Here is a 14,932-nt window from a genome sequence, read left to right as displayed (position 1 = left end):
GCCACGCGCGACCCGCACCCGGGACACGGCGTCACCCGCACGGCGCAGGGGCGAGGTCACGGCCCCCAGCCCCTCACCGCCTCCGCGGCCACCACCCGGAACTGCCGCACGGTCCGGTCCCACCGGAACTGCGCGGCCCGCTCCCGGGCCGCCTTGCCCATCAGCTCGCGCCGCTCCGCCGACAGCGCCAGCGCGCACCAGGCCGCGGCGAACGACGACTCGCCCCGGGCGAGGACCCCGGTCTCACCGTCGACGACGGAGTCCTTGAGCCCGGGCACGTCGAAGGCCACGCTCGGTGTCTCCCGGGCCGCCGCCTCCGTCACGACCAGCCCCCACCCCTCCACCGCGGAAGGGTGCAGCAACAGCCAGGCCGCACACAGCAACCGGTGCTTCTCGGCTTCCGAGACGTACCCGGCGAATTCCACACCGGGTCCGGCCAGCCGTTCCAGCCGCTCGCGCTCCGGCCCGTCCCCGGCGATCACCAACCGCCCGCCGGTCACCGGCCGGACCCGCTCCCACAACCGCAGCAGCAGATCGATGCGCTTGTACTCGACGAGCCGCCCGACGGCGACGAACAGCGGCTCGGGCGAGCGCTCGGCGCGCGGCCCGGGCTCCTCGACGCCGTTGTGCACGACCCGGATCCGCTCCCGCTCGACGCCGATCGCGCGCAGGGCGTGGGCGGTCGAGGACGACACGGCGACCAGCAGGTTGCGCTGCTGCGCACCGGTCAGCGCCCAGTGTTCGAGTCTCCGGCCGATCCGCGCCGCCGGGGCCAGCGGGCCGCCGAAGCGCATCCTCCACAGGTCCGTGTGGACGTGGTTGACCAGGCACAGGGTCGGTCCCCGGTGCCACAGCGGCGCCAGGTACGGCATGCCGTTGCACACCTCGACCAGCAGATCGCAGTCGCCGACCTGGCGGGCGAAGGCGGACCGGGCGCGCAGGTAGTGCCCGTACGGGCCGCCCGCCGACACGACCCGGTAGTCGCGGAAGGACGCGGGGCCGCCGCACAGCAGGGTCACCTGGTGACCCAGCCGGCTCAGTCCGTCGGCGAGTCTGTCGACCAGCAGCTCGGAGCCGCCGGCGGAGGGATTGTCCAGATCACGATGGGCGAGGAACACGATCCGGCGCGGATGTGGGGGGAGCGCCGGAAGGTGCTGCGGCGCGTTGGAGGACGCGGTGCGCAGCGTGGACGGTACGTGCTGGGGCATGGGTGCTCCAACTCGTCTCGGGGTGCGGAACCCGGTGGGGGAGAACGTGGGGGTGGGGTCGTCGGGGAGGGAGGGTCGGCCTGTGGGGGGCCTGAGTTCTTCCTGGGAGGGGAGTGTGGACGGGGTGTGCTCGGGTGGGGTTGGACAGTTTTCGCCCGGACCTTCTCCACGGCTACTCACCGACGTGACAATTTCTGGCTTTGTCAGAGCTGACGTCACATCACATCGTGAGGGTCGGCTGGGGCGTACCCGGCTTATCGGACGGAGTGGGCTGCTCCGGCTCCTTCCGCCCACGGGCCACCAGAACGCCGCCCGCCACGGCGAGTACCAGTCCGGCGATCCCCGCGCCGGCCGGCAGGGTCGTCCCGACGAGCCGCAGCCGGCCGCTGTCGTTCTCCGCCTGCCGCACCGCCTCCTTCTGCGTCGCGGTCGTGAAGGCGACCTTCTCGCTGTCCAGCAGCACCGCCGCGTCCTTCTTCGCGCCCGGCGCCCGCAGGGTCCGCTTCGGCCCGGTCTGCGCGTACAGCACCCGGCCCGTGGCCTGGTCGACGATCAGCACGAAGCCGTGGTTGGCGTACCACTCCTCGGCCAGCACCTGGGGCCGGTCCGGCTGGCCGACGAGGGTGCCGGGCACCATCCGCGTGCCCGTGCGGGTCGGCGGCACCGAGCCGGTGAACTTGTAGCCGGTGTAGCCCTGCACCTTGTCGGTGCCCCGGTAGCGCAGCACGACCGTGTCGCCGAGGGTGTTGTCCCACCACTGGTAGGAGCGTTTCTGCACGTCGAAGGGGAACTTCAGGTACGCCTCGCCCTCGATGTGGGGCTTCTCGCCGCAGCAGTGCACCGGCCGGGTGGTCTGCCGGTCCATCACCCAGCGGTGCGGCACGAAGTCCAGCGCGTCGTGCGGATCGGCCGCCGGCAGCGACTTGTCGGTGTCGACCGTGGTCGTCACGTCCCAGACGGCGTTGCCGCTGCGTTCGCTGTCCTCGACGTTGCCCCGGACCCGCTGGGTGACGGTGATCCTGCGGTCGGGCACCGTCTCGATCCGGTTAGTGTCGAAGACGCTGCCGCGGCCGGTGTAGACGGCGGTCGTGTCGATGTCGATCGGGTTCACCGCGGCCCGCGGCTGCACGTACCAGGCGAGCAGGGGCGCCAGCACCAGCAAGAACGTACCGAGACCCAGCAGGACCAGGGAAAAGGGAGAGGTTGTACGGCGCATCCGGGCACTCCAGTGGCTTGGGGCGGCTCGACGTACGAGAGGACCGGCACGGCGGCGGAATGCGCGCGTGCGGCCGGGCCGGGAACCGTAGGCGGCTCTTGACGGGGTGTCAATGCTTGTCGAGACTGGGCGCGACAGGCAGGGACGGGGTGCCGAGGTGGGGCAACCTCCGGACCATCTCCGGACGAATCCGGACAGAGAGGCTGACCCTGCGATGTCCAGACTGCTCGCTGCCGCGCTGACCGTAGCGCTCGCCGCCGCCCTCGCCCTGGGGGCCGCGCTCGGCGTGGTCGCGCTGCTCGAAGCCACACCCGACCAGCCGAACACGCCCCTGATCACCTACGAGCAGGCCGGTCAGGGGAGTTGACGGATGACGGCCGCCCGCACCGGAACCGTCACCACCCGCTCGGCCTGGCACGACGTACCGCGCTTCCAGGTGCGCCGGTTCGCCGCCATCGCCATGGCCGAGGCCCCCGAGCTCGCCGAGGAGATCCTCCGCGAGATCCAGCGCGAGTACCCGCACCTGCCCGTGGTCCTCGACGACTCCGGCGAGCCGATGGCCCTGGTCGGCATCCGCCGCGCCATCGAGGTCTTCGTGCAGCACCTGGAGAACTCGGAGGGGCGCCCGACCGTCCCGCCCGGCGTCTTCCAGGACTTCGGCCGCGGCGAGGGCCTCAACGGCCGCTCCCTCGACTCCCTCCAGGCCATCTACCGCATGGGCGTACGCCTGGCCTGGCGCCGCTTCGCCGACATCGGCCAGCGCGTGGAGATCCCGCCCCCGGCGATGTACGAACTCGTCGACGCGGGCTACGAGTACCTGGACGGCCTGGTCGACCAGTCCGTGCGCGGCTACGCCGAGGCGGCGGCCCGCCAGGCCGGTGAACGCCTGCGCCTGCAGCGCCGCCTGATGGAACTCCTGCTGGCCGAGCACCACCGCGGCGACCCCACCGAGGCCTTCACCGAACGCGCCGCCCGCATCGGCTGGCCGCTGCCGGAGAAGGTCGCCGTCGGCGTCCTGCTGCGCCCGGCGCGCGAGGCGATGGCGCCGGCCGTCGGCCAGGGCGTCCTGCTCGACATGGAGTACGAACAGCCCCGCATGGTCGTTCCCGAACCGGACGCGGCCGGCCGCCACGAGCTGCTGCACCGGGCCCTGACCGGCTGGTCCGGCGCGATCGGCCCGCCCGTCCCGCTGGCCGACGCGGCGAAGTCGCTGCGCTGGGCGGAGGCGGCGGTCCGCCTCATGGAACGCGACCTCCTGCCCGGCGGCGAGGTCCTGCACTGCACCGAGCACACCGAGGCCCTGGTCCTCCTCCAGCCCGAGGAACTGATCGACGACCTGGCCCTGCGCTGTCTGGCCCCCCTGACCCACTGCGGCCCCACCCACGGCCGCCGCCTCGCCGAGACCCTCCTGGCCTGGCTGGAAACCCGCGGCGGCGCCCCCGAGGTCGCCGCCCGCCTGGGCGTCCACCCCCAGACGGTCCGCTACCGCCTGCGCCAGATCCGCGAACTGTGGGGCGACGAGATAGACGACCCGGACCGCCGCTTCGAACTGGAACTGGTCCTGCGGGCGCAGCGGTTGCGGGGGGAGCTGGGGGTGGTGCGGGGGCGGCGGTGAGGCGGGCCGGTGCACTCGGCGGGAGCCCACCGCCGCCGCACCGTCACACCGTGGCGCGTTCCTTCACCGCGGCCCGCCCGGACACCGGAGCGTCCAGGTGGACCACCACCGACGTGTAGAAGCGGTGCACGGCGTCGTCGACGCTGCGGATGAAGCCGGACTCCGCGCTGCCCCGGCCGCTGCCCATGCCCTTGAACAACGACAGGCGGAAGCCGGTGATGCGCGTGGCGCCGTCCTTCGGGAGCAGATCGGCCGGTTCCGGGCGCAGCCGCTCCAACGTGCCCCGCGGACCGCCCGTCCCGCCCTCCACCAGCGTCTCGACGTGCAGATCCGCCGGAGCGTCGGCGAGACGGCGAATCAGACGCTTGGCCCAGGTCAGGGGATAGCCCTGCTCCGGAGCCGGGATCTCCACGGACGTCCGCAGCTTGGCGGTGCGCAGGTCCGCGGTGACGCCGAGCAGGCCGGGCGCGCCCTCGACCCGCAGCTCCGCCTGGAGCCTGCCCTCCTCGCACAACCGGTCCGCCAGGCGGGCGCGGCGGGCCCCGGGGTCGGTGCCGCGCCTGGTGCGCTGGGCGGGCAGCACCTTCTGCCCGAGTTCGCCGCCGAGCCGCAGGCACACCTGGCGGATGAGCCGCTCCCAGCTCTCGACGACCTCCAGGGCTCGCGGGTCTCCCTGGCAGAGGGTCTCGTCGCTGATGCCGTTGCGCACCGGCACCCAGGCGGCGCCCATGTTCTGGAAGCCGTGGCAGCCGGAGTTGTCGTGCTGGAGGTAGTGGAGCAGGTCCTGGAGGAGCCAGGTGCGTGCCGCGTTGCCGACGCCCTCGTGGCGGATCAGCATCTGCGCCTGGTGGGCCACCTCGGCCCAGGACAGGTGCCAGAGCGCCACCTGGTGCTTGCGCCGCCGGTCGATCTTGACGTCGACCAGCGGGCTGCCTTCCAGCGCCACGTCGTTCGACAGGGTGATCACGGCCTCGTAGCCCCGCCGGGCGGCGATGTCCATGTAGGCCTGCACCTGGTCGGACTTCAGCGGGTTGCCGTTGGTCTTGGTCTCGACGAGCGCCGTCCACAGCTTCCCGGCGCGCTCGACGCGGATGACCCCGTCGGGGCGCCGGGGTGTGTCCCCGTGCGGCAGGGAGACCTCGGTGAAGGTCTCCATCCGGCCGGACGGCGCACCGAACGGGGCGGTGATGCGCCGGCCGAACCGGGGCACCTGGGCCATCACCGACAACAGCACCGAGGTGGCGCGCGTCTCCCGGTCCCGGTCGCTCTTGAGCGTCGAGACCGGAAAGAGCCGGGCCTGCTTCCAGGAGTCGTTCTCCGCCAGGCTCTTCACGGGCGCCCCGGGCGGGGTGGCCTTCTTCTTAGCGGTCCGGGGCCGGGCCGTCCGCTTCTTCGGAGCGGCCTCCTCGTCCGCCGGCGGACGCGGTGCCGGGACAGCCTCCAGCGTCGCCCGCGGCGGGGCGCCGGAGGCGGGGGCCGCGGCGGGTTCCTCCGCGACCGGCGTCGCGGATTCCGCCTCGTCGTCCTCGATGTCGACGCCGAAGTCCGTCGCCAGTCCCGCCAGGCCGCTCTCGTAGCCCTGTCCGACCGCCCGGAACTTCCATTCCTCGCCCCGCCGGTACAGCTCACCGAAGATGATGGCGCTCACCTGGCCGGGGTCCTCGATGACGAACCGGAGGAGGTTCTCGCCCACCGCGTCGGCCAGCGTCACGCGCACGTCGTGCAGTTCGCCGAAGCGCGCGCCCTCGTAGCGGCTGGCGGCCACGACGATCCGCTCCACCTCGGCCGGGACCGCGGTCAGGTCGAAGCTGATCCGGTCCTCGCTGCCGTCGCGGGTGGGCTCCTTGCCGAGCAGTTGCACGCTGCCGTCGGCGGCCACCGGGTTGTTGTAGAAGTAGAAGTCGGCGTCGCTGCGCACCTTGCCGTTGCCGTCCAGCAGCAGGACGGACACGTCGGCGTCGCCCTCCCCGCTCGGGCTGGACCAGCCCAGGCTCACGATCGCGGAGCCGACGTGCTCGCTCAGGGCCGACAGGGACACGTTCGATCCCATGGTCATGTCACGCACAGAAGAATCCCCCACCTCTGCGGCACCTGTGACGTGCCGCACATCGGCACTTTAATGTGCACGCAACGTGCTCGTGGGGTGCTCGTCGGTTTCCGCCCGCTGCGGGCCTGCCCATTGCCCGGGCATACCTCTATGGCTAGCCTGTGTTCGTCATGCCGATCGCCTGTTGAAATCTCGAACGCGGGCGCTGAGAACACATTAGGGAGGGGGCCGGTCGTGGGACGACTCGTACCAGCCGTGACCCGGGCTCTCGACATTCTCGAGCTCTTTCTCGACGGGGACGGGACGCTCTCCGCCCCCGACATCGTGCGCAGGCTGCAGCTGCCGCGCACCACCGTGCACGAGCTGGTGACCACGCTCGCCGCCCGGAAGTACATCGTCCCGGTACCCGGCCAGCCGGGACGCTACCGGCTCGGCGTGCGCCCGTACCAGCTCGGCGCCCGCTACGCCGAGCAGCTCGACCTCGCCGCCGAGGGCCAGCAGGTCGCCCGGTCCGTCGCCGAGACCTGCGACGAGACCGTGCACGTGGCGATCCTGGAGGACACGGACGTCATCTACATCGCCAAGGTCGACTCCACGCACGCCGTGCGGATGGTGTCCGCCGCCGGCCGCCGGCTCCCCGCGCACTGCACCTCCGTCGGCAAGATGCTGCTGGCCTCCCTTCCCGAGCACGAGCTCGCCGCGCGGATCCCCGACGGCGCCGAGCTGGTCGCGATGACCCCCAACAGCATCACCGACCCGGCCGCCCTGCGCGAGGCCCTGGCCGAGATCCGTGAGCGGGGCCTCGCCGTGGAGAGCCGCGAGTCCAACCCGGACGTCAGCTGCGTGGCCGCTCCGGTGCGCGACCGCACCGGGCAGGTCGTCGCCGCCCTGTCGATCTCCGTGCCCATGATCCGCTGGAGCGAGGAGCGCCGGGCCGAGCTGGAGCAGCTCGCCGCGAAGGGCGCCGCCGAGCTGTCCGAGCACCTCGGTCACCGGAGCGTGGCATGACGACGCCGTACGAGGTCGCCGTGCGCGCCGAGGCCGAGCTGGGCGAGGGCCCGACCTGGGACGCGGCGGCCGGCCGGCTGCTGTGGATCGACATCCTCGGCTCGCGTCTGCACACCTACGACCCGGCCACCGGACGGCGGACCGTCCGCCGCACGGAACAGCACATCGGCGCCGTCAAACCGCGCGCCGGAGGCGGTCTGGTGCTCAACCTGCGCGACGGGGTCGGGCTCCTCGACCCCGACGGCGGCTTCCGCTGGCTGCGCCGCGAGCCGGTGCCGGGCCGCCGCGCCAACGACGCCGCGGTCGCCCCCGACGGCGCGCTGTGGGCCGGCACCATGCGCTACGACGAGGCGCCGGGAGGCGCGACGCTGTCCCGCGTCACCGGGGACGGATCGGCCGAGGTCGTGCTCGACGACGTGACCGTCAGCAACGGCACCGGGTGGAGCCCCGACGGGCGGCTCATGTACTACATCGACACCCCCACCCGGCGCGTCGACGTCTTCGACCACGCCGACGGGCGGGTGTCCGGCCGGCGCACCCTCGCCGAGATCGAGGAGGGCGCCGGTTTCCCCGACGGGCTGACCGTGGACGCCGACGGGTGCGTGTGGGTGGCCCTGTGGGAGGGCGCGGCGGTGCGGCGGTACACGCCCGACGGCCGGCTGGACCGGGTGATCGAGCTGCCGGTGCCCCTGGTGACGGCCTGCGCCTTCGGCGGGGACGGGCTGACCGACCTGTACATCACCACGGCCCGCACGGGGCTGACCGAGCCGCCCGCCCTGGCGGGATCGCTGTTCGTGGTGCCCGGGGCGGGCAAGGGAGTGGCGCAGCCCGCGTTCGCCGGCTGACGAGGGGCGGGGCGGCCGGGAGCGCGGACCGGACCGCCCCCGCCTCAGCCTCCCGTCCGGTCCAGCCGTCGCAGGATGGCCCGCTCGTCCTCCGTCAGCGGCGCCCCCACCGCCGCCGGCAACGGCGGCCCGCTCAGCGTCGCCAGCACCGTCGAGGGCCGCAGCAGCCGCGTGGGCCCCGTCGTCATGCTCATCACGTCCCAGAGTGCGGACGCCGCCGGGTACGAGCCGGTCGCCGTGCGGATCATGCGGCGGGTGTAGGCCGTGACCAGACGGTCGGCGACCCCGGGGGAGCCCCCGCGCGTCCCGGGGTACCAGACGTCCTGGCTCACCGCCATCGTCCACGCGGACTGGACCGGCCGCGCCGCCCGCCGTTGCACCCGCCGGGCGAGCCCGGGCGCGTCGAGGCCGGACCGCCGCAGCTCGCGGTCCAGCTCCCGGGCGCCCAGCGCGGCCACCGACATGCCCTGTCCGTAGGCGGGGTTGAACGTGGCCAGCGCGTCACCGAGGACGACGAGGCGCTCGGGCCAGGAGCGCGTCTTCTCCAGGTAACGCCGGTGGTTGCTGGTGCTGCGGCTGACGTGGACCTCGGTGAGCGGCTGCGCGCCGGAGATCAGCCGGCCCACGATGGGGTCGGGCAGGTCCAGGGTGTACCGCAGGAACGCGTCCGGGTCGGACGGCGGTTCGCCGCCGCCCCGGGTGCCGGCGAGGCTGACCATCCAGCGGTCGCCCTCGATCGGCAGCACCATGCCGCTGCGGCCGGGCCGCCCCTGGTACGGATCGGCCTGCACCATGGTCAGCGGGAAGCGTCCGGCGCCCTCGGGAGTGCGGTAGAGACGGGTGGCGTTGACCAGGCCGGCGTCCACCGTCTTCTCGCGCACGTCGTCGACGCCCAGCCCCGCCAGCCAGGTCACGATCCGCGAGCCGCGTCCGCTCGCGTCCACCACGAAGTCGGCGGCGAGTTCCTCCTCCCCGGCCTCGGCCGAGATGCGGACCCCGGTCACCCGCTGCCGCGACCCCGTCAGCTCCAGCACCCGGGCCTTGCGGATCACCACCCCGGTGCTGTCCAGTACGGCGCCCCGCACCGCCCAGTCGAGCAGGGCCCGGGTGCAGGTCAGCATCCGCGGGCCGGGGTGGCGCCAGCGCCTCAGCCAGCCCTCGGGCGTGAGGGCGACCATGCCCGAGCCGAGCGGTATCTCGTGCGCACCGGCGGCGAGCAGGTGCTTGCGCATGCTCACGCCCGGCACCAGGTCCTCCATGGGGGCGAGTCCGCCGGCCATGAGGAGATGCGCGTGACGTCCCTGCGGCAGGCCCTTGCGGTGCTCCGGCCCCTCGGGCAGATCGTCGCGGTCGAGCACGACCACCTCGTCCGCGACGGCGGACAGCGCCGCCGCGGCCAGCATGCCGGCCAGCCCCGCACCGATGACGACAGCTCTACGCGACATGCGACTCCTCGCACTCAGCCATGACGGCTCCTTCGCCCCGCGGGCATTCCCCGACGTCCGGCCACGGCCGTGCGGCGCACAACACCGTTCGCCGGCACCGGCTTTCGAGCCATGCGGGCCTCGTCCCGGACGGCTCTCACCGTACCTTCACGCACCGTGCGCGCGGCCCCCGCGTACGGGCCCCGCGTACGGGCCCCGCGTACGGACCCCGTCCGCGCATCCGGCCGGGCACGCGACGCGCGGCCGCCGGGACGGCCCGGGGGGCGGGTCAGCCGGTGAGCGACCTGCCCTCCGTGTGGTCACGCGCCAGGGCGCGGATCGCGCGGAGGTCCTCCGTGCGGCGCAGGGCCCGGGACACGGCGCCGATCTCGCGCAGCAGCTCCGTGGTGTCGCGGGCGCCGGTGCCGTCGTCCTCCCGGGCCCGGTTCCGGGCCTCGGCCGCGTCCAGGATCGCCGCGGTGGCGGCGAGCACCTTGGCCCGGTCGGGCGGGTGGCCGAGGGCGCGGGCGGCGTCGTGGAACCGCTCGCGCCGGTCCTCGTCGATGTGCCGGGCGAGCGGCAGCAGCACGTCGCGGATGAACGTCTCCCGGCGGACCAGCCGCAGCTCCGGCGTGGCCCGCAGCAGGAACGGCACCCCGTCGCCGTTGACGGTCCTCATCAGCAGGTAGAGCGGCCGCAGTTCGTGGTGGGCGAGCCGGACGTGCCAGCGGCCGTGCAGGTACTGCCCGGCGTGCGGGAGGATGAAGCCGATCGCGATGAGCACGGCGGACAGACAGGCGAACGGCGGGGCGACGGCCGTGCTCAGCCAGTCCACGTTCCGCCCGGACCAACGGGCCACCACGGCGCTGATCTTGGCGGCGTCGAAGAGCAACTGCGCCGCGTAGCCGAAGCCGAGGAACTTCAGCCCCCAGCGCAGCAGCGAGTCCAGCCCGTCCGTGCGGACCCAGTTCCAGATCAGCCCATTGGTGACCAGGGCCGCCGCGGTGTGCGCGAGCAGGTAGAGCACGATCACTTCGCGCATGTACGGGGTGTTCGCGTAGTACGTGTCGAGATCCCGCAGGCGCTCTTCCGGCACGTCCGCGAGCGCGAAGAGCACCCACATCGCGACGATCACACCCGAGTAGACCGCCACGACCCCGCGCATCGCGCGCCGGGTGCGCGCCGAGCGGTCGGACAGGCCGTTGCGCCAGGCGATGATCAGCAGCAGGCAGAAGGCGCAGAACGCGGTGAGCAGCGAGTAGACCCAGGGTCCGGAGAAGTTCGCCACCCCGGTGAGCCGGTTGACCCGGGCGATCGTCGACGGCGCCACGAAGACGAACACCGCGCAGGCGAGCAGCAGCAGCCCGCCGACCGCGCGCAGCATCGGGTCCTGCCAGAGCCGGATGATGCTCGGCAGCTTGATGGCCAGGGCGGCGGCCAGGACCCCCGCGGGGATCCACCAGAAGTTCGGATAGAACTGGTTGACGAACTCGACCGGGGTCAGCGCCACCGTGCTCACGGCGCCGCACCTCCTCGCGGCCCCCGGTAGTACAGCGACCGCTGCACGGGTTCGAGGGGCACGTCGGGTCCGCGCCCACCCGGCAGCAGTGCCCGGCACCCGGCCGCCAGCCGGTGCCCGAAGGCGTCGGCGTCGGCCTCGTCCCGCTCCCGGGAGCCGTCGCGGGCGGCCACCGCCAGCGCGATGTCGTCCCACCCCGGCCGGTCGGCGAACGCGTGGGCCGCCGCCGCACCCGCCCCGTGGTGATGCCCGTGCCCCGCGTGCAGATGCCACAACTCGTGTCCGAGGATGACCAACTGCTGTACCGCCTCGGCCCGTTCCTCCACGATGACCAGGTCGAAGTCCTGGAACTCCACCCACAGGCCGGTCACTTCGATCTCGTCCGGGAAGCGCTCGAAGCGCAGCTCCACGGGCCGCCCGTCGCGCCGCGCGCTCATCTCCTCGCACAGCGCCCGGCACAACGACCGTACGTCGCCGGGCGCCTGGGGTCTGGCGCGGACTGCGGCGGTGAGGTCGGCGGCCAGGCCGCGCATGGCCGCGCCACGGCGCGAGCGCCCGAGCGCGGCGCTGACTCGGGCGGCCATCGTCCGCGCGCCCGCGATGTCCATCGCTCCCCCTTCTCACCACCGGCCGACGGCTTCGGCAGCCCGTCCGAGACTACGCGCCCGAAAGTGTGCGCGTCATGCGATCCGGCGTCCGATGTGCAGCGGAGAACGACCGTTCGTGCTCACGGAGTCACCCCCAATGTGTGACCGGACCATTGACGCGGGGGCGCTGCGAACTTACGGTCCCGTTCGAAGTAGCGAGCAACTTTCGAAATACCGAACGGACCGTGGACACCGATCGTAAGGGCAGGGCATGGGACGACCTGGCCTGAATCGCAGGCAGCTACTCGGCGCGCTCGGCGGACTCTCCGTCGCCGGCAGCTTCGGCTTCGCCGCACTCGGCACCGGAGCCGACGCACTCGCCTCCGACGCGCACACACGCGTGCGGTACTGGAACCTCTTCAGCGGCGGCGACGGCGCCAACATGATCGCGATGCTGGACGCCTTCCGCCGGGCCGACCCCGACATCGCGGTGAAGGACTCCACCCTCCAGTGGGGCAACCCCTTCTACACCAAACTCGCCATGGCGGCCGCGGGCAACCGCGCCCCCGAGCTCGGCGTCATGCACCTGGGCCGAGTGCCAGGCTTCGCGCCCGGCCGCCTCCTAGACCCCTGGGACACCGGCCTGCTCGCCGAGTACGGCGTGCGGGAACAGGACTTCAACCCCGACCTGTGGAAACGGGCCGTCGTCGACGGCAGGCTCTACGCCCTCCCGCTCGACATCCACGTCCAGCTCTGCTTCTACCGCAAGGACGTGCTGAAGAAGGCGGGCCTGCTCGGCGCCGACGGCCGGATCGTGCCGGTCACCTCCACCGACGAGTGGTTCGGCGTCCTCAAGGAGGCCAGGAAGGCCACCAGGAAAGGGCTGCAGACCATCGGCTTCTGGCACAACGACCAGAACTTCCAGTGGTGGTTCTTCGTCGCCTTCTACACCCAGCTCGGCGGCACCTGGTTCGACGCCGCCAACACCGAGGTCACCTTCGACACCGGCAAGGCCGTGCAGGTCCTGGAGTTCCTGCGCCGGCACGTCACCGACGGATACGCCGACCCGGGCTTCGGGGGCGGCGCCGGCGCCGAGCAGTTCCTCAACGGCTCGCCCTTCGTCTGGGAGGGCAACTGGTCGGTGCCGGTCTTCTCGGGGGCGAAGCTCGACTACGGCGCGACCCCGCTGCCGCCCGTCTTCGGCAGGCCGGCCACCCACGCCGAGTCCCACGCCTTCGTCCTGCCGCACCAGTCCGGCCGCGGCGGCGCCCCGAACGAGGCCGCCCACCGGCTCGCCGCCTACGTCGTCCGGCACGCCCGGCAGTGGGCGGCCGGCGGCCACATCCCCGCGTACACCCCCACCCTGTCCACGCCCGCCTACCGGAAGCTGAACCCGCAGAGCGAGTACGTCTCCGCCATGGACCACCAGGCCAACGAGCCCAAGGTGTGGTTCGCGGGATCCACCGGCATCCTCGCCCAGCGCGTCGGCCCGATCGTGGTCTCCTCCACGACGGGTTCCGCCGCGCCGGAGACCGCCGCCCGCCGCATGAGGAGCGCGCTCACCGCACTGCTCGCCACCAGGAACCCCATGGACGGCAGGACCGCCGCCGAAGGAGGTGCGGCCACGTGATGGCGACCAGCGCCCAGACCCTCGCCGCACCCGCCCGCGCCCGCACCGCCGCCGCGGGCGCCACCCTCCGCCGCGGGCAGGGCTTCCAGCACGGCGGCTGGTTCGTCGCCCCCTTCCTGGCCCTGTTCGCCCTGTTCGTGATCTGGCCGCTCCTGCGGGGCGTCTACCTCAGCTTCACGGACGCCAACATCACGGGCGAGGGCGCGAGCTTCGTCGGCCTCGACAACTACCGCGAGGCCCTGCGGGACCCCCTGATGTGGGACTCCCTCGGCCACAGCGCCTACTTCACGGCCCTGGTCGTGCCCTGCATCACCGTCCTCGCCTTCCTCCTCGCGATGCTCGCCCACCACATCGAGCGCGGGAAGTGGCTGTGGCGGCTGTGCTTCTTCGCCCCGTTCCTGCTGCCGTCCACCGTCGCGGGCAACCTGTGGCAGTGGCTGTTCAACCCCGGCACCGGCATGGTCAACCACGTCCTCGGCCTTCAGACCCCGTGGCTGACCGACAAGTCGTACGCGATGCTCGCCATCGTCGTCATGACCCTGTGGTGGACCGTCGGCTTCAGCTTCCTGCTCTACCTCGCCGCACTCCAGGGCATCCCCGGCCACCTTTACGAAGCGGCCAGGCTGGACGGCGCGAACGCCTGGCACCGCATGGTCCACATCACCCTGCCGATGCTGCGCAACATCACCGGCCTCGTCATCGCCCTGCAGATCCTCGCCTCGCTCCAGGTCTTCGACCAGGCCGTGGTGATGCAGGACTTCGGCCCCGGCCCCGAGGAGTCGACCCGGACCTTCGTCCAGTTCACCCTCGAAGAGGGCTTCACCAGCTACCGCGTGGGCTATGCCTCCGCCATCTCCGTCATCTTCTTCGTGATCATCGCGGCCGTCGCCCTCGCCCGGATGTGGCTGCTGCGCAACCGTGAGGAGAGCGCCCGATGACCACCAAGGCGTGGAGCCCCGCCCAGATCGTCCTGACCCTCCTCGGGACGGCCGTCTCGGTCGTCTTCCTGGCCCCCTTCGCCTGGGCCCTGTTCACCTCCCTCAAGTCGGAGACCGAGGCCGTCGAGGTCCCCCCGCACTGGCTCCCCGAGGACTCCACGGGCCAGGCCTGGCAGGCCCTGTTCGAGGCCGGCATCCTCACCGACTGGTTCGTGAACTCCGTGGTCGTATCGGTCTGCGTGACCGCGGTCGTGCTCCTGGTCAGCGCCCTGGCCGGATACGGCTTCGCACGCACCGAGTTCCGCGGCAGGAACGCCCTGCTGGGCCTGGTGATGGCCGGCCTGATGATCTCGCCGGCGGTGCTCGGCGTCCCGCTGTTCACGACCGTCCAGCAGATGGGCATGGTCGACACCTACTGGGGCATGATCCTGCCGCAGTGCGCGCCCGCCGCGATGGTCTACATCCTCTACAAGTTCTTCCAGGGCATCCCGCGCGAACTGGAGGAGGCCGCCTTCATCGACGGCGCGGGCCGCTGGCGGGTCTTCTTCACCATCGTCCTGCCGCTCTCGCGCCCTTCCCTGGCCGCGGTCGGCATCTTCACCTTCATCGCCTCCTGGAACAACTTCCTCTGGCCGTACATGGTGACCAACAACCCCGACCTGATGACCATGCCGAACGGCATCGCGACCGTCATGAACTCCTACGGCATCCAGTGGGCCCAGCTGATGGCCGGCGGCCTGATGGCGGGCCTGCCCCTGATCATCGTCTTCGTCTTCTTCCAGCGGCAGATCGTGGCGGGCGTGGCCCACACGGGCCTGGCAGGGCAGTAGAACGACGCGCTCAGGGGCGCGGGGAACTGCGCGACCAGCCACACACCACCTGCAGACGAAACCGA

General features: G+C 72.5%; 13 protein-coding genes. 7 read left to right on the top strand and 6 right to left on the bottom strand.

Annotated features, from left to right (window positions below; translation table 11 throughout):
• Positions 1-56: 56 nt before the first annotated feature.
• Both ABTZ58_RS10635 and pgfA read right to left on the bottom strand, forming a co-directional pair.
• On the bottom strand, positions 57-1,208 hold the full coding sequence (locus ABTZ58_RS10635; protein WP_351353311.1) for a glycosyltransferase family 4 protein: 1,152 nt from the start codon (positions 1,206-1,208) through the stop codon (positions 57-59).
• A gap of 220 nt (positions 1,209-1,428) precedes the next feature.
• Positions 1,429-2,424, bottom strand: coding sequence for a cell envelope lipid trafficking protein PgfA (pgfA, locus tag ABTZ58_RS10630; protein WP_351353308.1), 996 nt, complete (start codon positions 2,422-2,424; stop codon positions 1,429-1,431).
• A 214-nt stretch (positions 2,425-2,638) separates the two neighbouring features.
• On the opposite strand from pgfA, the gene ABTZ58_RS10625 reads away from it, so the two are divergent.
• Together ABTZ58_RS10625 and ABTZ58_RS10620 are read left to right on the top strand one after the other, a co-directional pair.
• Positions 2,639-2,791, top strand: coding sequence for a hypothetical protein (locus tag ABTZ58_RS10625; protein ID WP_351353306.1), 153 nt, complete (start codon positions 2,639-2,641; stop codon positions 2,789-2,791).
• Positions 2,792-2,794: 3 nt separating this feature from the next.
• Positions 2,795-4,039, top strand: a complete 1,245-nt coding sequence (locus ABTZ58_RS10620) for a PucR family transcriptional regulator (RefSeq protein ID WP_351353303.1) — start codon at positions 2,795-2,797, stop codon at positions 4,037-4,039.
• A 43-nt stretch (positions 4,040-4,082) separates the two neighbouring features.
• Here the strand turns inward: ABTZ58_RS10620 and ABTZ58_RS10615 are convergent, their stop codons facing one another.
• Positions 4,083-6,095 (bottom strand): TerD family protein, encoded by a 2,013-nt coding sequence (locus ABTZ58_RS10615; RefSeq protein ID WP_351353300.1) that lies wholly within the window; start codon positions 6,093-6,095, stop codon positions 4,083-4,085.
• A 225-nt stretch (positions 6,096-6,320) separates the two neighbouring features.
• On the opposite strand from ABTZ58_RS10615, the gene ABTZ58_RS10610 reads away from it, so the two are divergent.
• On the top strand, positions 6,321-7,094 hold the full coding sequence (locus ABTZ58_RS10610) for an IclR family transcriptional regulator (RefSeq protein WP_351353297.1): 774 nt from the start codon (positions 6,321-6,323) through the stop codon (positions 7,092-7,094).
• On the top strand, positions 7,091-7,939 hold the full coding sequence (locus tag ABTZ58_RS10605) for an SMP-30/gluconolactonase/LRE family protein (protein WP_351353294.1): 849 nt from the start codon (positions 7,091-7,093) through the stop codon (positions 7,937-7,939). Before ABTZ58_RS10610 ends, ABTZ58_RS10605 begins: the two co-directional genes overlap by 4 nt.
• 44 nt (positions 7,940-7,983) lie before the next feature.
• Here ABTZ58_RS10605 and ABTZ58_RS10600 read toward each other — a convergent pair whose 3' ends face one another.
• The 3 genes from ABTZ58_RS10600 to ABTZ58_RS10590 form a co-directional block, all read right to left on the bottom strand.
• Positions 7,984-9,384: an FAD-dependent monooxygenase gene (locus tag ABTZ58_RS10600; protein WP_351353291.1), complete on the bottom strand. Its 1,401-nt coding sequence runs from the start codon at positions 9,382-9,384 to the stop codon at positions 7,984-7,986.
• 268 nt (positions 9,385-9,652) lie between these two features.
• Positions 9,653-10,882 carry a DUF6545 domain-containing protein gene (locus tag ABTZ58_RS10595; protein ID WP_351353288.1) on the bottom strand — a complete coding sequence of 410 codons (1,230 nt, stop codon included), beginning with the start codon at positions 10,880-10,882 and terminating at the stop codon, positions 9,653-9,655.
• Positions 10,879-11,490, bottom strand: a complete 612-nt coding sequence (locus tag ABTZ58_RS10590; RefSeq protein WP_351353285.1) for a toxin-antitoxin system, toxin component family protein — start codon at positions 11,488-11,490, stop codon at positions 10,879-10,881. The genes ABTZ58_RS10595 and ABTZ58_RS10590 overlap by 4 nt, the downstream gene beginning before the upstream one ends.
• A 250-nt stretch (positions 11,491-11,740) precedes the next feature.
• On the opposite strand from ABTZ58_RS10590, the gene ABTZ58_RS10585 reads away from it, so the two are divergent.
• The 3 genes from ABTZ58_RS10585 to ABTZ58_RS10575 are packed head-to-tail and all read left to right on the top strand — an operon-like array spanning position 11,741 to position 14,867.
• Positions 11,741-13,099, top strand: coding sequence for an extracellular solute-binding protein (locus tag ABTZ58_RS10585; RefSeq protein WP_351353282.1), 1,359 nt, complete (start codon positions 11,741-11,743; stop codon positions 13,097-13,099).
• Positions 13,099-14,037, top strand: a complete 939-nt coding sequence (locus tag ABTZ58_RS10580; RefSeq protein ID WP_351353279.1) for a carbohydrate ABC transporter permease — start codon at positions 13,099-13,101, stop codon at positions 14,035-14,037. Before ABTZ58_RS10585 ends, ABTZ58_RS10580 begins: the two co-directional genes overlap by 1 nt.
• Positions 14,034-14,867 (top strand): carbohydrate ABC transporter permease, encoded by an 834-nt coding sequence (locus ABTZ58_RS10575; RefSeq protein ID WP_351353277.1) that lies wholly within the window; start codon positions 14,034-14,036, stop codon positions 14,865-14,867. Before ABTZ58_RS10580 ends, ABTZ58_RS10575 begins: the two co-directional genes overlap by 4 nt.
• Positions 14,868-14,932 lie beyond the last annotated feature (65 nt).

This window comes from Streptomyces sp. NPDC094143, assembly GCF_040303825.1.
GTDB lineage: Bacteria > Actinomycetota > Actinomycetes > Streptomycetales > Streptomycetaceae > Streptomyces.
The sequence above is the reverse complement of the archived record's forward strand: the minus strand, read 5'-3'. Positions and strand labels throughout refer to the sequence as shown.